Annotated in this window: 22 protein-coding genes; 9 read left to right on the top strand and 13 right to left on the bottom strand. The window is 74.2% G+C overall.

Annotation, left to right across the window (positions count from 1 at the left end):
* Positions 1-1,342: MMPL family transporter (locus tag VGP36_19585; protein ID HEV7656918.1), on the top strand; the 1,342-nt coding region annotated here is incomplete at its 5' end.
* Here the strand turns inward: VGP36_19585 and VGP36_19580 are convergent.
* From VGP36_19580 to VGP36_19550, 7 genes are all read right to left on the bottom strand, one after another.
* Positions 1,320-2,033 (bottom strand): peptidase E, encoded by a 714-nt coding sequence (locus VGP36_19580; GenBank protein ID HEV7656917.1) that lies wholly within the window; start codon positions 2,031-2,033, stop codon positions 1,320-1,322. The two genes, VGP36_19585 and VGP36_19580, sit on opposite strands and share 23 nt — an antisense overlap.
* Positions 2,030-3,295 carry an NAD(P)/FAD-dependent oxidoreductase gene (locus VGP36_19575; GenBank protein ID HEV7656916.1) on the bottom strand — a complete coding sequence of 422 codons (1,266 nt, stop codon included), beginning with the start codon at positions 3,293-3,295 and terminating at the stop codon, positions 2,030-2,032. The genes VGP36_19580 and VGP36_19575 overlap by 4 nt, the downstream gene beginning before the upstream one ends.
* 10 nt (positions 3,296-3,305) lie before the next feature.
* Entirely contained in the window at positions 3,306-4,229 is a 924-nt protein-coding gene (locus tag VGP36_19570) for an SDR family NAD(P)-dependent oxidoreductase (GenBank protein ID HEV7656915.1), read from the bottom strand.
* Complete coding sequence (locus tag VGP36_19565) at positions 4,217-5,107, bottom strand: TIGR01777 family oxidoreductase (protein HEV7656914.1); 891 nt, start codon at positions 5,105-5,107, stop codon at positions 4,217-4,219. Before VGP36_19565 ends, VGP36_19570 begins: the two co-directional genes overlap by 13 nt.
* Positions 5,108-5,178: 71 nt before the next feature.
* Complete coding sequence (gene sucB / locus VGP36_19560) at positions 5,179-6,723, bottom strand: 2-oxoglutarate dehydrogenase, E2 component, dihydrolipoamide succinyltransferase (protein HEV7656913.1); 1,545 nt, start codon at positions 6,721-6,723, stop codon at positions 5,179-5,181.
* A 46-nt stretch (positions 6,724-6,769) separates the two neighbouring features.
* Positions 6,770-8,149: a dihydrolipoyl dehydrogenase gene (gene lpdA / locus VGP36_19555; GenBank protein ID HEV7656912.1), complete on the bottom strand. Its 1,380-nt coding sequence runs from the start codon at positions 8,147-8,149 to the stop codon at positions 6,770-6,772.
* Positions 8,150-8,248: 99 nt separating this feature from the next.
* A complete protein-coding gene (locus VGP36_19550) occupies positions 8,249-9,763 on the bottom strand; it encodes a leucyl aminopeptidase (protein ID HEV7656911.1) in 1,515 nt (504 codons plus the stop codon).
* A 135-nt stretch (positions 9,764-9,898) separates the two neighbouring features.
* Here VGP36_19550 and gcvT point away from each other — a divergent pair, with 135 nt between their 5' ends.
* Positions 9,899-11,008: a glycine cleavage system aminomethyltransferase GcvT gene (gene gcvT, locus VGP36_19545; protein HEV7656910.1), complete on the top strand. Its 1,110-nt coding sequence runs from the start codon at positions 9,899-9,901 to the stop codon at positions 11,006-11,008.
* On the opposite strand, the gene cobT is transcribed toward gcvT, so the two are convergent.
* Positions 11,005-12,087, bottom strand: a complete 1,083-nt coding sequence (gene cobT / locus VGP36_19540) for a nicotinate-nucleotide--dimethylbenzimidazole phosphoribosyltransferase (protein ID HEV7656909.1) — start codon at positions 12,085-12,087, stop codon at positions 11,005-11,007. The genes gcvT and cobT overlap by 4 nt on opposite strands.
* A 102-nt stretch (positions 12,088-12,189) precedes the next feature.
* Here cobT and VGP36_19535 point away from each other — a divergent pair, with 102 nt between their 5' ends.
* Complete coding sequence (locus VGP36_19535) at positions 12,190-12,396, top strand: hypothetical protein (protein HEV7656908.1); 207 nt, start codon at positions 12,190-12,192, stop codon at positions 12,394-12,396.
* A 7-nt stretch (positions 12,397-12,403) separates the two neighbouring features.
* Here the strand turns inward: VGP36_19535 and VGP36_19530 are convergent, their stop codons facing one another.
* From VGP36_19530 to nadA, 3 genes are all read right to left on the bottom strand, one after another.
* Positions 12,404-13,387 carry an aldo/keto reductase family protein gene (locus VGP36_19530; GenBank protein ID HEV7656907.1) on the bottom strand — a complete coding sequence of 328 codons (984 nt, stop codon included), beginning with the start codon at positions 13,385-13,387 and terminating at the stop codon, positions 12,404-12,406.
* A gap of 32 nt (positions 13,388-13,419) precedes the next feature.
* Positions 13,420-14,025 carry a DUF3043 domain-containing protein gene (locus VGP36_19525; protein ID HEV7656906.1) on the bottom strand — a complete coding sequence of 202 codons (606 nt, stop codon included), beginning with the start codon at positions 14,023-14,025 and terminating at the stop codon, positions 13,420-13,422.
* Between the two features lie 168 nt (positions 14,026-14,193).
* Entirely contained in the window at positions 14,194-15,384 is a 1,191-nt protein-coding gene (nadA, locus tag VGP36_19520; protein HEV7656905.1) for a quinolinate synthase NadA, read from the bottom strand.
* A 99-nt stretch (positions 15,385-15,483) separates the two neighbouring features.
* Between nadA and VGP36_19515 the strand changes: the two genes are divergently transcribed.
* The 4 genes from VGP36_19515 (at position 15,484) to erpA (ending at position 18,585) form a co-directional block, all read left to right on the top strand.
* Positions 15,484-16,089 carry a helix-turn-helix domain-containing protein gene (locus VGP36_19515; protein HEV7656904.1) on the top strand — a complete coding sequence of 202 codons (606 nt, stop codon included), beginning with the start codon at positions 15,484-15,486 and terminating at the stop codon, positions 16,087-16,089.
* Positions 16,076-16,945, top strand: coding sequence for an alpha/beta hydrolase (locus tag VGP36_19510; GenBank protein ID HEV7656903.1), 870 nt, complete (start codon positions 16,076-16,078; stop codon positions 16,943-16,945). The genes VGP36_19515 and VGP36_19510 overlap by 14 nt, the downstream gene beginning before the upstream one ends.
* Positions 16,946-16,959: 14 nt before the next feature.
* Complete coding sequence (locus tag VGP36_19505) at positions 16,960-18,081, top strand: glycerate kinase (GenBank protein ID HEV7656902.1); 1,122 nt, start codon at positions 16,960-16,962, stop codon at positions 18,079-18,081.
* A gap of 147 nt (positions 18,082-18,228) precedes the next feature.
* The gene (gene erpA / locus VGP36_19500) at positions 18,229-18,585 is read left to right on the top strand and encodes an iron-sulfur cluster insertion protein ErpA (protein ID HEV7656901.1); all 357 of its coding nucleotides are present in this window, start codon (positions 18,229-18,231) and stop codon (positions 18,583-18,585) included.
* Positions 18,586-18,781: 196 nt separating this feature from the next.
* Here erpA and VGP36_19495 read toward each other — a convergent pair whose 3' ends face one another.
* On the bottom strand, positions 18,782-18,910 hold the full coding sequence (locus tag VGP36_19495; GenBank protein ID HEV7656900.1) for a hypothetical protein: 129 nt from the start codon (positions 18,908-18,910) through the stop codon (positions 18,782-18,784).
* A 157-nt stretch (positions 18,911-19,067) separates the two neighbouring features.
* Here VGP36_19495 and VGP36_19490 point away from each other — a divergent pair, with 157 nt between their 5' ends.
* Positions 19,068-20,042, top strand: a complete 975-nt coding sequence (locus tag VGP36_19490; GenBank protein ID HEV7656899.1) for a carbohydrate kinase family protein — start codon at positions 19,068-19,070, stop codon at positions 20,040-20,042.
* Positions 20,043-20,089: 47 nt separating this feature from the next.
* Positions 20,090-20,356, top strand: a complete 267-nt coding sequence (locus tag VGP36_19485; protein ID HEV7656898.1) for a VOC family protein — start codon at positions 20,090-20,092, stop codon at positions 20,354-20,356.
* Here VGP36_19485 and asnB read toward each other — a convergent pair.
* Complete coding sequence (asnB, locus tag VGP36_19480; GenBank protein HEV7656897.1) at positions 20,338-22,242, bottom strand: asparagine synthase (glutamine-hydrolyzing); 1,905 nt, start codon at positions 22,240-22,242, stop codon at positions 20,338-20,340. The genes VGP36_19485 and asnB overlap by 19 nt on opposite strands.
* Positions 22,243-22,256: the final 14 nt, after the last annotated feature.

The following is a 22,256-nucleotide window of genomic DNA, read 5'->3' as shown; positions in this document are numbered from 1 at the left end:
GTACGAGGCGATGGGGGCGGCCCTGCGCGGTGCCGGGCCGGCCGTCCTCGCCTCCGGCGTCACGGTCATCCTCGGCCTGCTCTGCCTGCTGGTCTCGGACCTGTCCTCGAACAAGAGCCTCGGGCCGGTCGCCGCGCTCGGCATCGCCGCGACGATGTCGGCGATGCTCACGCTGCTGCCGACGCTGCTCGCGCTGGCCGGGCGGCGGGCGTTCTGGCCGTTCGTGCCGCAGTTCGGCTCGGAGTCGACCGAGACGACGGGGATCTGGGGCCGGGTGGCCCGGTTCGTCGGCCGGCACGGGCGCCCCACGGCGGCGGTGGTGACGCTGGCGCTGATCGCGCTGGCGTTCGGGATCACGCAGCTGCGGGTGAGCGGGATCTCGCAGAGCCAGTCGTTCACGACCAGCCCGGAGTCGGTCGTCGGGGAGCAGGCGCTGGAGCGGCACTTCCCGGCCGGCATCGGCAGCCCGGCGGTGATCATCGCCCGGCAGTCCGGCGGGGACGCCGTGCTGGCGGCGGCCCGGGCCGTGCCGGGGGTGTCCCAGGTCGCGTACCTGACCGAGGCCGGCGCGACCGCCCCGGCGTCCGCGCCGAAGGTGGTCGGCGGCCTGGTCGAGATCGACGCGACGCTCACGGACAACCCCGACTCGGCCGGCGGCCGGGCGACGATCGTACGGCTGCGTACGGCGGTGCACGCGGTGCCCGGCGCGGAGGCGAAGGTCGGTGGCTTCACCGCGATCAACCTCGACGTCTCCGACGCCTCCCGGCGGGACCGCACGGTGATCATCCCGATCGTGCTGGTGGTGATCTTCGTGGTGCTCGCGGTGCTGCTGCGGGCGCTGGTCGCGCCGCTGGTGCTCATCGTCACCGTGGTGCTCTCGTTCGCCGCGACGCTCGGGGTCTGCGCGCTGGTGTTCAACCACGTGTTCAAGTTCGCCGGCGCGGACACGTCGTTCCCGTTGTTCGCGTTCGTTTTCCTGGTGGCGCTGGGGATCGACTACAACATCTTCCTCATGACCCGGGTACGGGAAGAGACGCTGCAGATCGGCACCCGGCCGGGCGTGCTGCGGGGCCTCGCGGTCACCGGCGGGGTGATCACCTCGGCCGGCGTGGTGCTGGCGGCGACGTTCTCCGTGCTCGGCGTGCTGCCGCTGGTCTTCCTGGCCGAGCTCGGGTTCGCGGTCGCGTTCGGCGTGCTGCTGGACACGATCGTGGTGCGCTCGCTGCTGGTGCCGGCGCTGGTCTACGACCTCGGCCGGATCGTCTGGTGGCCGGGCGCGCTGGCCCGCAAGCAGGTGGACGCCGAGAGAGAGCTCGCGACTACCCGAGCACGCGGGGCGTGATGACCTCTTCGATCGCCGTGCCGTCGCGGCCCCGCTCGACCCGGTAGGCGTTCTTGCCGGGGCGGTCGGAGACCGCCTCGACCATCTCCGTGCCGCGGTAGTGCAGGCCGACGCCGTCGTCGGTGGCGTACCCGGCCGGCAGCACCCCGTCGGCGATCAGCTGCTGGTAGAGCGGGCGGCGCTGCTCCTCCGAGTCGTAGTGGACGCCGTTGGAGTAGGGCAGCAGGGCCAGGCCGTTGGTCACCGGGCGCAGCTCCGGGCCGAACGAGTCGGTGGTGCCGCCGATGTGCCAGCACAGCGAGCCCGCGGACACGCCGCCGAGCACGACGCCGGCCTCCCAGACCTCGCGGAAGATCTCGTCCCAGCCGTGCAGCCGCCAGATCGCGAGCAGGCCGGCCACGCTGCCGCCGCCGACCCAGACCACGTCCTGGTCCAACAGGTGGGCCCGGACGTCGTCGACCGTCGGCATCGGGAACGCGGCCAGCGCGGAGACCCGGACGTCCCGGCCGATGAACGCGTCGTACGTGGCCTTGGTCATCGACGGGTTGTCGCCGAGCGCGGTGCCGACGTAGCAGAACTTGGGCCGCTCGGGGTTGCCGGCCAGCTCGAAGGCGTAGTCGATCATCGGCCCGACGGTGAGCGCGGTGCGCCGGCCGGGCCGGAAGCCGCCCGAGGTCGCCAGGATGTTCACGCCGCGCTCTCCGTCCGCCGTGCCCGCAGGACCGCGGCCGCGGCCCGCTTCCCCGACACCATCGCACCCTGGATGGACGGGGTGTCGCGGTGGTCGCCGGCGACGTACAGGCCGTCGCCGAGCTCGACCGGTTGCCGCAACCGCAGCGGTGGCGGCGCGGCCGGCAGCGCGGCCGGCACCGCGGTCACCGCGACCGTCTCCCAGTCCGAAGTGGACACACCCCAGAGCCGCTCCAGGTCCCGCCGCAACGCCGCGTCGTCCGGGGCCGTCGCCCCGAGCACCGAGGTCGAGATCAGGGCGCGCTCGTCAGGGGAGTAGGTCGGCGCCGCCGCGGTCAGCACGACCGAGTTGACGATCGGGCCGGCGCCCTCGCCGTCCAGGACCAGGGTCGGCTCGGTGACCGGCGGCTCGGCGACGGCGTGGTAGACGGTCGTCACCGCGTTCATCAGCGGGGCGGCCAGGCCGGGCAGCAGCCGGGCCGCCGTACCGGGGTCGGTGGCGACGATCACCGAGCGGGCCCGGATCGTGCCCCGGTCGGTGACCACCTCGCCGCTGCGTACGGCTGTCGCCGACACGCCGAGGCGGAGCGTGCCGGCCGGGAGCCGGGCGGCGAGCTGGTCCGGGATGCGGCGCATGCCGCCGGCCGGGACGCAGACCGAGCCGCGCGCGAACGTACGCCAGACCAGGTCGAAGAAGCGGCTGGACGTGGCCAGGTCCCGCTCCAGGAAGACGCCGGCCAGCAACGGGCGCAGGAACCGGTCGATCACCGTGTCGGAGAGCCCGCGCTGCCGCAGCGCCTCGTACGTGCTGGTCTCCGGGCCGTCGGTCAGCCGCCCGGCCGGCAGCAGCGCGTCCCGGCCGGCCAGCAGCGCGACCCGGGCCTTGTCCAGGGGCGAGCCGATCGGGGCCAGCACGGTCCCGGGCGCGGCCAGCGGGCGGCGGCGCGGGTCGGCCACCCGGTGCAGCCGGTCGCCGACCCGGACCAGCGCGCCCGGCGTGAACGGGCGCAGGTCGAGCGCATCGTGGTCGAGGACCCGGGCCGCCTCGGGGTAGGCGGTGTTGTAGACCTGGAAGCCGCGGTCGATGAGGAAGCCGTCGACGACGTCGGTCGCGACCCGGCCGCCGACGGTCGGGCCGGCCTCCAGGAGGACGACCTCGACCCCGGTCACGGCGAGCCGGCGGGCGGCGGCGAGGCCGGCCAGCCCGGCCCCGACCACGACCACCTCGGCCTCCGCCGGGAACTCCGTCTCCGGGGTCGGCATGCCGGTCAACCTACCCACGGCTCAGCGCGACCAGGCGCTCGGACTCGGTCCAGAGCCGGTCGGCGTTGCCGGGATCCAGCGCGTACGGGGCGACGCCGCTGCGGAAGCCGTTGTTGTCGGCAACGACCGCGGCCTCGGCGCAGTCCTCGAAGTACCGGCCGCCGATGCCGGCGACCAGCGGCGAGACGGCCAGGAAGACCGTCGTCGCGGCGCCCTGCTCGATCGTCTTGAAGCCGGGCGGGACCGTGCCGGGGGCGGCGTCGCCGAGGCGCTCGCGCAGCCGCCGCGGGTCCATGTTGCGCTGGAAGCCGGTCAGCGTCGGGCCGGGCATGGCCGCGTTGGCGGTGATACCGGCCGCGGCCCAGCGGGCGGTCGCGCCGACCCCGAACAGGACGTTCGCGGTCTTGGCCTGGCCGTAGCCGAGCGTGTCGGAGTACGCCCGGTAGCGGAAGTGCAGGTCGTCGAAGACCACCGGGGAGTAGAGGTGGCCGGACGAGGTGAGCGTGACGATCCGGGCCTCCCCGGCCTCGGCCGCACCGGCGGCGAGCGCGTCGTAGAGGCCGGTGGCGAGCTGGAAATGGCCGAGGTGGTTGGCCGCGAGCTGCAGCTCGACGCCGGCCGGGGTCCGGGCCAGCTCGGGGAGGATGCCGCCGGCGTTGCAGACCAGCAGGTGCAGCGGGCCGTGCCAGGCGTCCACGAACGCCGCCACCGAGGCGGGATCGGCCAGGTCCAGCCGCGGGACCGGCCCGGAGGCGCCGGTGCGGACGGTGCCGGTGACGTCGGCGCCGAGGGCGGCCAGCGCGAGCGCGGTCTGCCGGCCCAGCCCCTGACCCACCCCGGTCACGATCGCGCGCCGGCCGGTGAGGTCGGCGCCCGCGCTGACCTCGGCCGTGGTCGAGCCGAACCCGTACGGCGTGGTGATCAGGTCGCCCACCGCAGCGCCTCCTCGGCGGTGCGGTGCTGGAAGCGGTAGCCGGTGTCCTGCAGGACCCGGGGCAGCACCCGCTGGCCCATCACGATGCCGATGTCCGCGAACTCGCCGACCAGCACCCGCAGGGCCAGCCGCGGCACCCGCACCGGCAGCACCGGACGGTGCAGCACCGTCCCGAGCGTCCTGGTGAACGCGCGGTTGGTCACCGGGTCCGGGCCGGTCAGGTTGACCGCGCCGGTGATGTCCTCGTTGCCCAGCACGTGCCGCATCGCGCCGATCTCGTCGGCCAGCGAGATCCAGGACCAGTACTGCTTGCCCGAGCCGAGCGGCACGTTGACGCCCGCCTTCGCCAGCGGCAGCAGCCGGGCGAGCAGGCCGCCGCGGCCGCAGACGAGGCCGGTGCGCAGGTGCGCGACCCGGACGCCGGCCTGCTCTGCCGCCGCGGTCGCCTCCTCCCAGCGGGCGCAGACCTGGGCCAGGAAGTCCGTACCGGCCGGGGCCGACTCGTCGACGGGATGGTCGCCGGTGTCGCCGTACCAGCCGACGGCGGAGGCGGACAGCAGCGTCCGGGACCGGGGAGCCGCCGCGATCAGCGCGTCGCTCACCGTCCGGGTGGCCTCGACGCGGCTGTCCAGGACGGCCCGCTTGCGCTCGTCGGTCCAGCGCTTGTCACCGATGCCGACCCCGGCCAGGTTGACCACGGCGTCGACGTCGGCGAGCAGGGCCGGGTCCAGCTCCCCGCGGGAGGGGTCCCAGCGGGCCTCGTCCGGGGCGGACGGCGCCCGCCGCACCAGCCGCAGGACGGTGTGGCCGTCCTCGTGCAGTGCCGGCACCAGGGCCGAGCCGATCAGCCCCGAGGATCCCGTGATCGCGATCTTCACACGCTGATCCTGCCCGCACACGACGGCGCCCGCGACCGGAGCGGTCGCGGGCGCCGTCGGCGAGCCGTGGTTCAGACCAGCCCGAGCTCCGACTCGAACGCGCCGGCCTCCAGCCGCTCCTTGATCGTGACCAGGAAGCGGGCCGCGTCGGCCCCGTCGACCAGCCGGTGGTCGTACGTCAGGGCGAGGTAGACCATCGAGCGGACGGCGATGACCTCGCCGACGTTCGGGTCCTCCACGACCACCGGGCGCTTGACCACCGCACCGGTGCCGAGGATGCCGACCTGCGGCTGGTTGATGATCGGCGTGTCGAACAGGGCACCGCGGCTGCCGGTGTTGGTCAGCGTGAAGGTGCCGCCACCGAGCTCGTCCGGGCTGACCTTGTTGGTCCGGGTCCGCTCGGCCAGGTCGGCGATCTTGCGGGCCATGCCGCCGAGGTTGAGGTCGCCGGCGTCGTGGATGACCGGGACCAGCAGCCCGCGCTCGGTGTCGACCGCGACACCCAGGTGCTCGGCGTCGTGGTACGTGATCGTGCCGGCCTCGGTGTCGATGAACGCGTTGACGTTCGGGTGCTGCTTGAGCGCCTCGACGGTCGCGACCGCGAAGAACGGCAGGAACGAGAGCTTGGTGCCCTCGCGCCGCTCGAAGTCGGCCTTGGCCTGCTGCCGCAGCCGGGCGATGCGGGTCACGTCGACCTCGACCACGGTGGTCAGCTGCGCGCTGGTCTGCAGCGACTCGGTCATCCGCTTGGCGATGACGCTGCGCAGCCGGGACATCTTCTCGGTCCGGCCCCGCAGCGGGGACGCCGCGACCTTCGGTGCCGGCTGGGTCTCGACCGCGGCCGGGGAGGCCGGGCCGGGGGCCGGCGAGACCGGCGAGGTGACCGGGACGGTCTGGCCGTTGGCGCTGCCGGCCGGCTCGGGCTCGGCGGCGCCCTGCTTCGAGCGGGCCGCCTCCAGCACGTCCTGCTTGCGGATCCGGCCGCCGACGCCGGTGCCGCGGATGCCGCCGAGGTCGACCTCGTGCTCGGCCGCGAGCTTGCGGACCAGCGGGGTCACGTACGCGCCGTCGCCGCCCTGCGGCTCGGCGTCGGCCGCGGCCGGCTGCGGAGCGGGCTGCTGGGCGGCCGGCTGCTGCGGGGACGCCTGCGGAGCAGGCGCCTGGGCCGGGGGAGCCTGCTGGGCCGGGGGAGCCTGCTGAGCCGGCGCCTCCTGGGCCTGGACCGGGGGTGCGGCCGCGGCGGCCGGGGCGGGAGCGGGCGCTTCCTGCTGGGGCTCCGGCTCCGGCTCCGGCTCGGCCTGGGCCGCCGGCTCCGCCTGAGGCTCCGGCTCGGACTCCGCCGGCGCCTCCTGCGCGGGCGCGCTGCCCGTCGCCGAGCCGCCCTCGTCGATCACCGCCAGCTCGACGCCGACCTCGACGGTCTCGTCCTCACCCACGCGGATCGCGGAGAGCACCCCGGAGGCCGGCGCCGGGATCTCGGTGTCCACCTTGTCCGTGGACACCTCGAGCAACGGCTCATCGGCCTCGACCTTCTCACCCTCCTTCTTGAGCCAGCGGGTGACGGTGCCCTCGGTGACGCTCTCGCCGAGGCGCGGCATCGTGACGGAGACCGGCATTGGTCAACGACTCCTTAGATGAGAGGGGGAGGCCGGGCCTGTCCGGTCAGCCGTGTGCGTGCAGCGGCTTGCCGGCCAGCGCGAGATGGGCCTCGCCCACTGCCTCGGACTGCGTCGGGTGAGCGTGGATGAGCTGCGCGACCTCGCTGGGCAGCGCCTCCCAGTTGTAGATCAGCTGCGCCTCGGCCAGCAGCTCGCCGACCCGGGCGCCGACCATGTGCACGCCGACGACCGGACCGTCCTTCTCCTGGACGAGCTTGACCGCGCCCGCGGTCTTGAGGATCTGGCTCTTGCCGTTGCCGGCCAGGTCGTACGTCAGCGTCTTGACCTGGTCCGCGCCGTACTTCTCGACCGCCTGGGCCTCGGTGAGGCCGACCGAGGCGACCTCGGGCTCGGAGTAGGTCACCCGCGGCACGCCGACGTAGTCGATCGGCACGACCGGCAGGCCGGCCAGCCGCTCGGCGACGAGGATGCCCTCGCCGAAGCCGACGTGGGCCAGCTGCGGGGTGGCGATGAGGTCGCCGACCGCGGAGATGGTCGGGATGGTGGTCTGGCAGTACTGATCGACCTTGACGAAGCCGCGGTCGATGGCGACCCCGGCCTCCTCGTAGCCGAGGTCGGCCGAGACCGGGCCGCGGCCGACCGCGACGAGCAGCAGCTCGGCGTCGATCGTGTCGCCGGTCTCCAGCGAGACCCGGACGCCCTGGTCGGTGTGCTCCACACCGGAGAAACGCGCGCCCAGCTTCGCGGTGATGCCGCGGCGGCGGAACGCCCGCTCCAGCAGCTTGGAGCTGGCCTCGTCCTCGAGCGGGACGAGGTGCGGCAGCGCCTCGACGATGGTGACCTCGGAGCCGAAGGACTTCCAGATGCTGGCGAACTCGACGCCGATGACGCCGCCGCCGAGGATGACCACGGAGGCCGGCACCCGGTCGAGCTTGAGCGCCTGGTCGCTGAACAGCACCCGCTGCCCGTCGACGTCCAGGCCCGGCAGCGTCTTGGGCACCGACCCGGTCGCCAGCACCACGTGCCTGCCGTTGTACGTCGTGTCGCCGACCTGGACCGCGGTCGCGGACACCAGCCGGCCGTCCCCGGCGACGAACTGGATGCCGCGGCCCTTCACCAGGCCCTGCAGCCCCTTGTAGAGGCGGCTGACGACGCCTTCCTGATACTTGCGGACGCCGGCGGCGTCGACGCCCTCGAGCGTCGCGTGCACGCCGAACTGCTCGCTCTCCCGCGCCATGTCGGCCACCTCGCCGGCATGCAGCAGGGCCTTGGTCGGGACACAACCGCGGTGCAGGCATGTTCCGCCCAGCTCCGCCTTCTCGATGAGAACGACGCTCATGTCGAGCTCCGCCGCCCGCAGCGCGCACGCGTACCCACCGCTGCCGCCGCCCAGGATCACGAGGTCGACGTCGGTCTGAGCCACCGGGTCTCTCCTAGTTGTTTCGCCGGACCGGAGGCGGTCGCCTCCCGATCACTGCTGAAACCCATCTTGGCACCTGGGTCATCCCGGTCGCGAACCCGGTCAGCCCGCGGCGGCGATGTCCTCGAGGGTGGCCAGGATGGTCCGCAGCGGGACCCCGGTGGCGCCCTTGGGCGTGTAGCCCCAGGCCCTCCCGGTGTTGTACGCCGGCGCCGCGACGTCGATGTGCACCCACTGCACACCCTCGGCCACGAACTCGCGCAGGAACACCCCGGCCGCGAGCATCCCGGCGCCGCGCTCGCCGGTCACGTTCGCGATGTCGGCGACCTTGGAGTCGAGGTTCGCGCGCAGGTAGCCGGGCAGCGGCATGCCCCACATGTCCTCGCCGACCGTCTCCCCGGCGGCGACGACGCGGGCCCGCAGCTGCTCCGAGCCCATCACCCCGGCGGTCCGGTCGCCGAGCGCGATCCGCTGCGCGCCGGTCAGGGTCGAGGTCTCGATCAGGTACGCGGGGGAGTCCTCGCAGGCCCGCACGATCGCGTCGGCCAGGATCAGCCGGCCCTCGGCGTCGGTGTTGAGCACCTCGACCTTCTTGCCGCCGTACATGGTCAGCACGTCGGCGGGCCGGTACGCCGAGCCGCTGGGCAGGTTCTCCGCCATCGGCACGGTGGCGGTCACGTCCACGGCCAGGCCGAGCGAGGCGACCGCGGTCATCACCGCGACGATCGCGGCGGCGCCGGCCATGTCCGCCTTCATCTGGTCCATCCCGGCCGCGGGCTTGATCGAGATGCCGCCGGAGTCGAACGTGATCCCCTTGCCGATCAGGGCGACCTTGGGGCCGGTGCCGGTGTGCCGGAGCCGGACCACCCGGGGCGGGCGCTGGGAGCCGCCGCCGACGCCGAGCACGCCGCCGTACCCGCCGGCGGCCAGCGCCTCCTCGTCCAGGACCTCGACCTCCAGCCCGCAGGCCAGCCCGGCCTCCTCGGCCCGGCGGGCGAACTCGGCCGGCGGCAGGTCGTTGGGCGGGGTGTTGACCAGGTCCTTGGCCAGCGCGACGGCCGCGGCGACCACGCTCGCGCGGCGGCCGGCCGCCGTCAGCCCCTCGTCCTTGGGGTCGGGCACCAGCAGGGTGAGCAGGCTCGGCGGGGTCGAGCCGGACCGGTCGCCGGTGCGGTACTCGCCGAACGAGTACGCCCCCAGCAGCGCGCCCTCGGCCGCCGCCGCGGCCAGCTCGGCCACCGCGCCCGGGCCGCCGGCCAGCGCCAGCGTCGAGGCGACCCTGGCCTTGCCCCCGAGCGCCCGCACCGCTGCCCCGGCCGCCCGCGCGACCTGCTGCGCTGCCGGCGCGGCGCCGTCGGCCGGCACCGGGCCGAGGCCGACCGCGACCACCAGCGGGACCGGGGAGCCGTCGGCCGCGGCCAGCTTGACCACGTCGTCGTCCCCGCCGCCGGCGCCGACCGCGGTGAGCACGGCCGCCAGCCGCCCGCCCAGCGCCGCGTCGGCCACCTCCGAGCCCGCCGCCGCCCGTACGCCGTCGGGGGAGGAGTGGGTGCCGACGATCAGCGCGTCGGCCTCCAGGCCGCCGAGTTCGGGGAGGGCGAAGGTCAGCTCGGCCACGGTGCTCCGTCCGTTCGTGAGGTCCGGGGTGCGCGCCGGCGGCAGGGGCGGCCCGCCTGGCACCTGGCCAGATGCTATGCCGTGGCGCTTCCCCCGGTCCGGCGGCCCGGTCGGGGCGCTGGGACACTGCGGGCCATGACCGGTCTGCTGCGCTCGCCCCTGTACGACCGGCACGTCGCGCTCGGCGCGAAGCTGGCCGACTTCGGTGGCTGGGAGATGCCGATCGAGTACGGCGCGTCCGGCGGCGGCGTGCTGCGCGAGCACGCGGCCGTCCGGGACGCGGTCGGCGTCTTCGACGTCTCGCACCTGGGCAAGGCCCGGATCCGCGGGGCCGGCGCGGCCGAGTTCGCGAACGCGACGCTGTCCAACGACCTGGACCGGATCGGGCCCGGGCAGGCGCAGTACACGCTGTGCTGTGACGACGCGAGCGGTGGCGTGGTCGACGACCTCATCGCGTACCTGTTCTCGGCCGAGCACGTCTTCCTGGTGCCGAACGCGGCCAACACCGCAGAGGTCGTCCGGCGGCTGACGGCCGCGGCGCCGGCCGGGGTCACCGTGACCGACGAGCACCGCGACTTCGGCGTGCTGGCCGTGCAGGGCCCGCGCTCGGCCGAGCTGCTGGGCCGGCTCGGGCTGCCTTCCGAGCACGACTACATGAGCTACACGGTCTCCGAGTGGGGCGGCGCCGAGCTGGTCGTCTGCCGGACCGGCTACACCGGCGAGCACGGGTACGAGCTGCTGCCGCCGGCCGATCTGGCCGGCGCGCTCTGGGACGCGCTGCTGGAGGCCGGGGCCGACCTCGGCGTCCGGCCCTGCGGGCTCGGCGCCCGGGACACGCTGCGGACCGAGATGGGCTACCCGCTGCACGGGCAGGACCTGTCCCTGGACATCACCCCGGTGCAGGCCCGCTCGGGCTGGGCGGTGGGCTGGAAGAAGTCGGGGTTCTGGGGTCGGGAGCCGCTGCTGGCCGAGCGCGAGCAGGGGCCGGCGCGGCTGCTGTGGGGCCTGGAGGCGCTCGGCCGCGGCATCCCGCGGGCGCACCAGACCGTGCTGGCCGGCGACCGTGCGGTCGGCGAGGTCACCAGCGGGACGTTCTCGCCCACGCTGAAGAAGGGCATCGGGCTGGCGCTGCTCTCGACCGCGGCCGGCGTCGGCGAGGGCGACGAGCTGGTCGTCGACGTACGGGGCCGGCCGGCGCCGGTGCGGGTGGTCAAGCCCCCGTTCGTGCCGCCGCACGTGCGCTAGGCGGGCGCCGCGCGGCCGGGGTCGATCCGGGGCAGGCCGGCGTCCTCGGCCGTGCTCGTCTCCGAGCAGGCCCGGACCGCGGCCCGGATCAGCGGCAGGACGGCCAGTCCGCCCGCGCCCTCACCGGCCCGGATGCCGAGGTCGAGCACCGGCTCCAGGTTGAGGTGCTTCAGCGCGATGGCCTGGGCCGGCTCGCCGGAGCGGTGCGCGGCCCGCCACCAGACCGCGGCGCCGGGCGCGATGCTGCTGGCCACCAGCGCGGCCGCGGCCGACATCACGCCGTCCAGCAGCACCGGCGTACGGCGGACGGCGGCCTGCACGAGGAACCCGGTCATCGCGGCCACGTCGGCGCCGCCGGCCACCGCGAGCAGCGCCAGCGGGTCGCCGGTGAACGGCCGGGCCCGGCGCAGCCCGTCCCGGATCGCCACGATCTTGCGCATCCAGGCCCGGTCGTCGATCCCCGATCCGCGCCCGATGACCTTGACCGGCTCGGAGTCGGTCAGCGCGGCCACCAGCACCGCCGCGACCGTCGTCCCGCCGACCCCGAGCTCGCCCGGGATGAGCAGGTCGGCGCCGCCGTCGACCTCCTCGTCCGCGATGGCCAGCCCGTTGCGGAAGGCCTGCTCGGCCTCGGCCAGGGTGAGCGCGTCCTCGGTGTCGATCCGCCCGCTGCCCCGCCGGATCTTGTACTTCGACAGCTCGTCCGAGGTGGTCAGGTCCACCGAGAGGTCCAGCAGCCGGATGCCGGCGCCGACGGTCCGGGCCAGCGAGCTGACCGCCGAGCGGCCCGACGTGGCCAGGCTGAACTGCCAGGCCGTGGCCTCCGGCGGGTACGCCGAGACACCCGCGAGCGCGATCCCGTGCTCGCCCGCGAACACGACCACCCGGGCCCGGTCCGGGTCCCGGGGCGGGTCCGCGCCCTGCGCGCTGGCCAGCCAGACGGTCAGGTCGTCCAGCCGGCCGAGCGCGTCGGGGGAGCGGGCCAGCGAGTCCAGCCGCTCCCGGGTCGCCGCCGCCGCCGCGGTGTCGAGCGGCTGGACCAGCTCGGACAGCGCGTCCAGGTCGAGCGGTGCGGTCACGGGGTCCCTCCGTCGGTGCCGGGCCGGGACGCTACCCGACCGACCCGGCCGCGATCGGGCCGGTCCGGGGCACGCCGGACCGCGACCGGTAACCTGCCCGGCGTGACGTGGAGCTGGCGGTACCAGGACGCGGACGGCAACCAGCTGCCGCCGCCGGAGGACGACGAGACCTTCTCGGCCAAGGGCGACGCCGAGTCCTGGCTGGGCGAGACCTGGCGCCGCCTGCTCGAGTCGGGCGTGACCCAGGTCGTCCTGCTGGAGGACGACCGGGTCGAGTACACGATGCCGCTCACGCCGGCCGAGGGCTGATGCCCGCCTAGCCCCGCATGGTCTTGTCCGGGTCGCGGACGACCACGTCACCGAGGATCTCGTCGATGCGGGCCAGGACGGCGTCCTCCAGGGTGACCCCGGCCGCCTTGACGTTCTCGGTGACCTGCTCGGGCCGGCTGGCGCCGATGATCGCGGCCGAGACGTTCGGGTTGTGCAGCACCCAGGCGATCGCCAGCTGCGCCATCGACAGGCCGAGGTCGTCGGCGACCGGCCCGAGCTGCTGCACGCGGGTCAGCACGTCGTCGGTGAGCATCCGCATGATGAAGTTCGACCCGGCCTCGTCGGTGGCCCGGGAACCGGCCGGCGGGGCCGCACCCGGCTGGTACTTGCCGGTCAGCACGCCCTGTCCGATCGGGGAGAACACGACCTGGCCGATGCCGGCCTGCTCGCTGGCCGGCACGACCTCGGCCTCGATGACCCGCCAGAGCATCGAGTACTGCGGCTGGTTGGACACGAACGGCACGTGCAGCTCGCGGGCCAGCTCGGCCGCCGCGGTGATCTCCTCGGCCCGCCACTCCGAGACGCCGACGTAGAGCACCTTGCCCTGCCGGACCAGGTCCGCGTACGCCAGCATCGTCTCCTCCAGCGGCGTCGAGGCGTCGTACCGGTGGGCCTGGTAGAGGTCCAGGTAGTCGGTCCCGAGACGGCGCAGCGAGGCGTGGCAGCTCTCGATCAGGTGCTTGCGGCCCAGACCGCGGTCGTTGCGCCCCGGCCCCGTCGGCCAGTACGCCTTGGTGAACAGCTCGTAGCTCTCCCGCCGGACACCCTGCAGGGCCCGGCCGAGCACGGACTCGGCCCTGGTCCCCGCGTACACGTCGGCGGTGTCGAAGGTGGTGATGCCGGAGTCGAGGGCCGCGGCGACGCAGGCCTTGGCCGCGTCCTCCTCGACCTGGCTCCCGTGCGTGATCCAGTTGCCGTACGCGATCTCGCTGATGGTCAGGCCGCTGCGGCCGAGGCGACGAAATTCCACTCGGCCGAGCCTAGTCCGGGCCGGACACCGGCCTAGATCGCGTCGCCGACCTCGACCGCCGGCTTCGGCGCCCGCCAGCGGCGGATCATCGTGGCCCGGGTGGCGCCGTAGAAGACCAGCGTGGACAGCTTCTGGCCGGAGTCGGGGAAGCGCGCCCGCATGAGCTTGCGGATCCGCAGGCCGATCACCGTCGAGTCGACGATCAGCAGGACCAGCACGGTCAGCCAGAGCGCGGTGATGGCCGCCTTGATCTGCACGCTCGGGACCAGCAGGCCGACGAAGTAGATCACCGCGGAGAGCAGGAACAGCGTCCCGGCGTTGCGGCGGGAGTCGACGATGTTGCGCACCAGCTGCCGCTCCGGGCCGCGGTCGCGCGGGGTCAGGAAGCGCTCGTCGCCGGCCTTGATGCCCTCGCGGGTCTCGGACTTGCGGCTGTCGCCCTGCTGGCGCATCCGCCGGTACGCCTCGCGGCGGGTCTTCGGCGGCGGCGCGACCGGACCGGTGCGGCGCTTCTGCGCCTCGCGGCGGCGCGGCGTCGGGCGGCCCTTGCCCCCGGGGCGGCCGTCGTCCAGCACGCCGACCGGCTCGGCGGGGTCGACCTCGGCCGGAGAGTCGCTCCGGCGCCGCAGCAGCCTCACCCGGCAAAGCCTAGTGCAGGCTCAGCCCACACAACCCGCGCCGGGGCGAAGTCGTACTTCACGCTGACGCGCCCCGACAGGAGGCCCGCCGGCGTCCCGGCCCGAGCCGTCCCGGTCCGACGGTGCCGGGGACAACCCTCGACCGCAGGTGCAGACGGACGGGATCCGCTAAGGCAGGGCGAGCATCTGGTCGAGGGCCGTGCGGGCGTACCGCGCGGTCTCCGGCTCGACCGTGATCCGGTTGACCACCTGGCCGGCCGCGAGCGACTCCAGCGAACGGACCAGGTGCGGGAGGTCGATCCGGTTCATCGTCGAGCAGTAGCAGACGGTCTTCTCCAGGAACACGATCGTCTTGTCCGGATGCCGCGTCGCCAGCCGCTGCACGAGGTTGAGCTCGGTGCCGACCGCGAACGTCGAGCCGGCCGGCGCGGCCTCGATCGCCCGGATGATGAACTCGGTCGAGCCGACCTGGTCGGCCGCGGTGACGACCTCGTGCCGGCACTCGGGATGGACGATCACCTGCACACCCGGGATCCGCTCCCGCACGTCGCGGACCGCGTCCAGCCGGAACCGCCCGTGCACCGAGCAGTGCCCGCGCCAGAGGATCATCCGCGCGTCCCGCAGCGCCTGCGGGGTGACGCCACCGCCGGGCTTGTGCGGGTCGAACAGGACGCAGTCCGCCAGCGACATCCCCATCTCCAGCACCGCGGTGTTGCGGCCGAGATGCTGGTCGGGCAGGAACAGCACCTTCTCCGCGCCGCGCTCGCCGAAGGCCCAGTCCAGCGCGCGCCTGGCGTTGGAGGACGTGCAGACGGTGCCGTCGTGCCGGCCGGTGAAGCCCTTGATGGCGGCCGCGGAGTTCATGTACGTCACCGGCACGGTCGCCTCGGCCACGCCCGCGTCGGCGAGCACGTCCCAGGCGTCCTCGACCTGGTCGAAGGTCGCCATGTCGGCCATCGAGCAGCCGGCCGCGAGATCGGGCAGCACGACCTGCTGCGCCGCGGACGTGAGGATGTCGGCGCTCTCGGCCATGAAATGCACGCCGCAGAACACGATGAACTCGGCGTCCGGCCGGGCCGCGGCCTGCTGGGCCAGCGTGAACGAGTCGCCGGTCACGTCGGCGAACTCGATGACCTCCTCGCGCTGGTAGTGGTGCCCGAGCACGAACGCCCGCTCGCCCAGCGCCGCCCGCGCGGTCCGGGCCCGCTCGACCAGGTCGGGGTCGGAGGCGGCCGGGAGGTCGCCCGGGCAGTCGACGCCGCGCTCGGAGTCGCGATCCGCCGCGCGGCCGAGCAGCAGCAGCGCCAGCGGGGTCGGGGTCACGCCGGCCGGCAGGTCCAGGTCCTCCACCGAGGTCATGCCTTCATCTTCCTTGTCCGGACGGGTGCGTGCCGGTGATATCCGCGATCCTCAAAGAAGGCTTTGACGTCCCGTACTGTCAAAGATAGCTTTGGGGTCGTGCGGATCACCGACCCTCTCGCGATGCGGGCGCTCGCCCACCCGCTGCGGCTGGACCTGATCGAGACGCTGGGCACGCTCGGCCCGTCCACCGCGGCCCGCTGCGGCCGGGAGCTCGGCGTCAGCCAGGCCAACTGCTCGTTCCACCTGCGGCAACTGGCCAAGTACGGCTTCGTCGAGGAGGCGCCGCCCGGCCCGGACCGTCGCGAGCGGACCTGGCGGCTGACCGACGTCCGGCAGGGCTGGGAGTCGGGGCCGCTGACCGACCAGCTCGACCGGGTCTTCGTGCAGCGGGAGGCGGCCAAGATGCTGGACTGGACCGGCCGCCGCGACGGCGAGCCGGTCGAGTGGCAGGAGACCGCGTTCCTCAGCGGCGCCAGCCTGCCGGTCACCCCGGCCGAGCTGGAGTCGATCCGGCTGGCGCTCGAGGCGGTCCTGGAGCCGTACGTGGGCCGGCTGGCGGACCCGGCCGCACGCCCCGCGGACACCCGCTTCGTCCGGGTACTGCTGGCCGGCACCCCGTCCACCGGAGGCGCCGGCACCCCATCCCCTGGAGCGACCGGCGCCGGCACCTCGTCCCATGGAGGGTTCAGTGTCGAGGACTGAGGAGACGGCTGTCGGGCCGCTGCGGGCGCTGACCTGGTCGCCGGGGCGGCCGGGCCCGGGCATCGTGCTGGTGGACGGCTCCGGGCCCGGGACCTGCGAGGACTGGGGCGGCTGGGCCGAGCGGATCGCCGAGCTCGGCGTGGTCGTGCTCGCCCACGACCGGCCCGGCTGCGGCGGCTCGCCCGGTGACTTCCTGACCCAGACGCTGCCCGAGCGCGCCGCGGAGTCCCGGGCCGCGCTGGACGTGCTGCGCCGGCACCCCGACGTCACCGGCCCGGCCGGCCACCTCGGCGTCAGCCAGGGTGGCTGGGTCGGCATGCTCGCCGCGGACACGGCCGACTTCCTGGTCTCGGTGTCCGGCCCCGGCGTCGGGCCGCGGGCGCAGGACCGGCACCGGATCACGGTCGACCTGCGTACGGCCGGGCTGCCGGCGGAGGCCGCGCTGGCCTGGGTGGACGAGCGGTCCGACCGGCTCGCGGCCGGCGAGGACCCGGTCGCCGTGCACGCCGACCAGCGCCGCCACGCCGCCGAGCCCTGGTACGCCGTGGCCACCGCGGACTTCGACTCGCCCGCGATGCTCGCGTACCTGGCCCGGCTGATCGGCTTCGAGCCGGCCGCGGTGCTGCCCGGGATGCGCTGCCCGGCGCTGGTTTTGTTCGGCGCGGCCGACCCGCTGGTGGACGTGCCGGAGAGCGTCGCCGCCTGGGTCGCGCACGCGCCCGCGCTGGCCGGGCTGGCCGTGTTCCCCGCGGCCGGGCACGGGCTGACCGTGCCGGGTCCGGGCGCCCGGCCCGCGGAGCGGTTCGCGCCGGGGTTCCTGCCGATGCTGGCGGGGTTCCTGAGTTCGATCACATAGGCCAGACTTCCGCCGTGCGAGTGGTGCTGGCGCCGGACGGGTTCGGCGGGACGTTGTCGGCGGTCGAGGCCGCGGAAGCCATCAAGGCCGGCTGGGAGCAGGTGGCGCCCGGCGACGAGCTGGTGCTGCTGCCGCTGTCGGACGGCGGCCCCGGGTTCGTCGACGTGCTGTCCACGGTGCTGGACGGGCAGACCGTCCCGGTGCCGACGACCGACGCGCTCGGCCGGCCGGTGGTGGGCGCGGTGCTGGTCGCCGGCGACACCGCGTACGTCGAGTCGGCCCAGGCCAACGGCCTGCACCTGCTCACCGCGAAGGAGCGCGACCCGCTCGTCGCCACCTCGTACGGGATCGGGGCCCTGCTGGCGGCCGCGGTCGAGGCCGGCGCGTCGACGGTCGTGGTCGGGCTCGGCGGGTCGGCCACCAACGACGCCGGCATGGGCATGCTCACCGCGCTCGGGGTGACCGCGCTGGACGCGACCGGCTCCGCCCTGCCGTACGGGGGGCTGCCGCTGGCCGCGCTGGACCGCCTCGACGGGACCGTCCAGCTGCGCGGGGCGGCGCTGGTCGCGGCCACCGACGTGGACAACCCGCTGTGCGGGCCGCAGGGCGCGACCGCGGTCTTCGGGCCGCAGAAGGGGCTGCGGCCGGAGGACTTCGACCGGCTCGACGCGGCACTGGCCCGGTGGGCCGAGGTGGCCGTCCGGGACCTGCCGGGCGCGCCCGACAACCTGGCCGACCTGCCCGGGGCCGGCGCCGCCGGTGGGCTCGGGGCCGCGATGCTGGCGCTGGGCGCGTCCCGGCGGTCCGGGCTGGAGCTGGTCGCGGCTGCGGTCGACCTGACCGGCACGATCGCCGAGGCCGACCTGGTCATCACCGGCGAGGGCTCGTTCGACTTCCAGTCGCTGCGCGGGAAGGTGCCCGGCAGCGTGGCCGCCGTGGCCACTGAGCAGGGGATTCCGTGCCTGGTGCTAGCCGGGCAGGTGTCGCTGGGGCGGCAGGAGGCGGCCGCGGCCGGGGTCGAGGCGGCGTACTCGGTGGCCGAGCAGGCGGGGTCGGTCGAGGCGGCGCTGGCGCGGCCGGCGGCGCGGCTGTCCGAGCTGGCGGCGCGGGTCGCCCGGGAGTGGAGCCGGGGCTGAGCCCGGGTCTCCGGCCGTGCTGAGCCCCGGGACACACCCGGTCCGCAGGCACGTCCGCCGATCACGGACGTACGATGGGGAAGACCGGAGGGCGGGCGGCTGTTGGCCCCGCTGAAGGCGACCCGAGCGAGTGGAGAGACCGTGTCCCTGGAGACGACGGAGACGACGACCGAGGCGCAGAAGTCGGTGATCCTCACCGACGGCGCGGCCACCAAGGTCAAGGCCCTGCTGGACCAGGAGGGCCGTGACGACCTGCGGCTTCGCATCGCCGTGCAGCCGGGCGGATGCTCCGGTCTGCGGTATTCGCTGTTCTTCGACGAGCGGTCGATCGACGGCGACGAGGTCACCGACTTCGGTGGCGTCGGGGTCGTCGTGGACCGGATGAGCGTGCCCTACCTCAGCGGTGCGACGATCGACTTCGTCGACTCGATCGAGCGGCAGGGCTTCACGATCGACAACCCCAACGCGCAGAGCTCCTGCGCGTGCGGCGACTCGTTCAGCTAGAGATCGCCTGAGCGTTCGCGAGCCGCGCCCGGAGATGTCCGGGCGCGGCTCGCTGCTGTTCTCACCCCGGCGGACCCGGCGTGTACACCCGCACCACCCGGCGCGGGTCCACCGGGGGCGGCGTCGCCGGGCGCTGCCCCGCGTGGCCGGCTCCCACCCGGGGCCGTGGCGCCCGAGATCGGCTACGCGATCGCCCTCACCACCACCCCGACTCCAGCCCGAGCTGGGCCGGCGCGGCGATCGCGGTGTGGGAGGCGGTCCGCGCCGGTCGTACGTGGATCAGCGGCAGCAGCGGCCGACCCGCGGTGAGCTGCTGCTCACGCATCGTTCCTCCCGCCCACCGGGCCGTACCGCCTGACGCCGCTGCGACGCCGTACGGCGCGGCACGGTTCCGGGGATACGGCCGAACGGTGGGTAGGCTGCTCGGGGTCGCCCACGGTGCGGCCCGTACCACCACTTCCCGAACCCCACGAGGACCCACCGTGCCCATCGCCGTGACCGGCTCGATCGCCGCCGACCACCTCATGCACTTCGCCGGCAAGTTCTCCGAGCAGCTGCTGCCGGAGCACCTGCACAAGGTGTCGCTGTCGTTCCTGGTGGACGACCTCGTCATCCGGCGGGGCGGGATCGGCGCCAACATCGCGTACGGCCTGGGTCAGCTCGGTCAGCGCCCGATCCTGGTCGGCGCGGCCGGCGAGGACTTCGCCGACTACCGCGCCTGGCTGGAGCGGCACAACGTCGACTGCGACTCGGTGCTGATCAGCGAGACCGCGCACACCGCCCGGTTCGTCTGCACCACCGACGACGACCAGTGCCAGATCGCCTCGTTCTACCCGGGCGCGATGTCCGAGGCCCGGCTGATCGAGCTGGCCCCGATCTCGGCCCGGGTCGGCGGGTTCGACGTGGTCTGCATCGCGCCGGACGACCCGGAGGCGATGCTGCGGCACACCGACGAATGCCGGGAGCGCGGCTACCCGTTCGCGGCCGACCCGTCCCAGCAGATGGCCCTGATGGGCGGCGAGGACATCAAGCGGCTGGTGGACGGCGCGACGTACCTGTTCACCAACGACTACGAGAAGGCCCTGCTGGAGCAGAAGACCGGCTGGAGCGACGGCGAGGTGCTCAAGCGGGTCCGCACCCGGATCACCACGTACGGCGCGGACGGCATCCGGATCGAGTCCCAGGACACGACCCCGCTGCGGATCCCGGTGGTGCCGCCCCGCGAGGTCGTCGACCCGACCGGCGTCGGCGACGGGTTCCGGTCCGGCTTCCTGGCCGCGACCTCCTGGGGCCTGTCCCCGGAGCGCTCGGCCCAGGTCGGCGCCACGATCGCGACGCACGTCCTGGAGGCCGACGGCCCGCAGGAGTACGCGATCGAGCCGGCCGCCTTCGTCGCCCGCCTCGGCGAGGTCTACGGCTCCGCCGCCGCCGACGAGGTCCGCGCCCACCTCGCCTGAGCGCCGGTCCATGGGTGCGCCGGCGGGCGTGGTGAGACGACGGCTACATGATCGTCGACCCCGCGGGCGTCGGCCCGACCGTGTTCTTCCAACCGGTGCCCGAGCGCAAGACCGGGAAGAACCGGCTCCACCTCGACGTCCGCGGCGGCGGCGAGGGCACGCCGGCCGAGCGCTGGGCCCGCATCCAGGACGCGGTGGCACCGATGATGGCGCTGGGCGCGGTCTCCAGCGCCTCGGTCGGCTCGCTCACCCGCAGCCGGACGAGCCCCTCGGGACCGGTCACGACCGCCGACGCTCAGAGGCTGACCGGGTAGACCGTCGCCGGGACCTCCGGGGCGATCCGGCGCTCGACGAAGATCCCGTGCCAGATCATGAACACCAGGACGGTCCAGAGCTTGCGGCTGGAGTCGTGCGGCCCGGCCCGGTGCTCGTCCAGCATCCGCCGGATCGCCGCCCGTTCGATGAGGTACTCGGTGCCGCTGGCGTCGATGATGTCGCGGGCCCAGTCGTACATCTCGTCCTTGAGCCAGTGCCGGATCGGGACCGGGAAGCCGAGCTTGCGCCGCTCCAGCACGTGCGGAGGGACGACCGAGGCCAGCGCCCGCCGCAGCGCCACCTTGGTCTGCTCCTTGGTGACGCGCTGGTTCACCGGCAGCGTCGAGGCGATCCGGAACACCTCGGTGTCCAGGAACGGCACCCGCAGCTCCAGCGAGTTCGCCATCGTCATCTTGTCGGCCTTGACCAGGATGTCGCCGCGCAGCCAGGTGAACAGGTCGACGTACTGCATGCGGGTCACGTCGTCGGCGCCGGCGATCGCCGCGTACAGCGGGTCGGTGACGTCGCGGAAGGAGACCTCCGGGTCCCGGCTGCGCAGGAACCCGAGCTCGTCGTCGCGGAAGATGCGCGCGTTGCCGTAGTAACGCTCCTCCAGCGGGATCGCGCCGCGGCGCAGCAGGTCCTTGCCGCGCAGGCCCTGCGGCAGCCGCGAGGAGACCGAGCCGAGCGCGGACCGCAGCGGCCCGGGCAGGGAGGTGAGCGCCCGCAGCGAGGACGGCTCCCGGTAGATGTTGTAGCCGCCGAACAGCTCGTCCGCGCCCTCGCCGGACAGCACGACCTTCACGTGCTTGCGGGCCTCGCGGGCGACGAAGTAGAGCGGGACCAGGGCCGGGTCGGCCACCGGGTCGTCGAGATACCAGACGATCAGCGGCAGCGTGTCCATCATCTCCTGCGGGGAGACGGTCTTGACCACGTGCCGGACACCGATCGCGGCCGCGGACTCCGCCGCCACGTCGACCTCGGAGTAGCCCTCGCGCTGGAACCCGGTGGTGAACGTGATCAGGTCCGGGTTGTGCCGCTTGGCCAGCGCCGCGATCGCGGTCGAGTCGATGCCGCCGGACAGGAACGAGCCGACCGTGACGTCGGCCCGCATGTGCTTGGCGACCGAGTCCTCCAGCACCTCGCGGATCTCGGTGTAGAGGCGCTCCTCGACGCCGACCGGCCGGATCGGGAACGCCGGCCGGAAGTAGCGCCAGGTCTCCAGCGAGCCGCCGGGCCGCTGCCGGAACGCCGTGCCGCTCTCGATCCGGGTGATGCCGGCGTGCATGCTGGCCGGCTCCGGGACGTACTGCAGCGTCAGGTAGTGCTGCAGCGAGCGGGTGTCCAGCTCGGCCCCGTTGCCGCCGGGCCCCTGGGCCAGCGCCAGCAGCGACTTCTTCTCCGAGCCGAAGAACGTGCCGCGGGAGTCGGTGGTCGTGTAGAGCGGCTTGATCCCGAACCAGTCGCGGGCACCGAACAGCACCCGCTCCTGGCTGTCCCAGATCAGGAAGGCGAACATGCCGCGCAGCAGCGAGACGCAGTCCTCGCCCAGGTACTTGTACGCGGCCAGGATCACCTCGCCGTCCCCGTCGGTGGCGAACTCGGCCCCGTGCTCGCGGACCAGCCGCTCCCGCAGCTCCAGGTAGTTGTAGATCTCGCCGTTGAACAGCAGCCAGAAGCGCCCGTCGTCGTACGGCAGGGGCTGGTGGCTGGAGTCCAGGTCGATGATCGACAGCCGCCGGAAGCCGAGGACGGTGTCCTCGTCGTGCAGGGTGCCGCCCTCGTCCGGGCCCCGGTGCCGGCACAGGTCGAGGGCCGCGGCCAGGTCGTCGCGGACCTCCTTGGCCGTGCCGTCGTTGCTGAGGAATCCGAGCAGGCCGCACACGGGGTGGCTCTCCG

Source organism: Mycobacteriales bacterium (genome assembly GCA_035995165.1).
In the GTDB taxonomy this organism is placed as follows: Bacteria; Actinomycetota; Actinomycetes; order Mycobacteriales; family CADCTP01; genus CADCTP01.
Note: the sequence above shows the minus strand (reverse complement) of the source record. Positions and strands in the feature narration are given on the sequence as shown.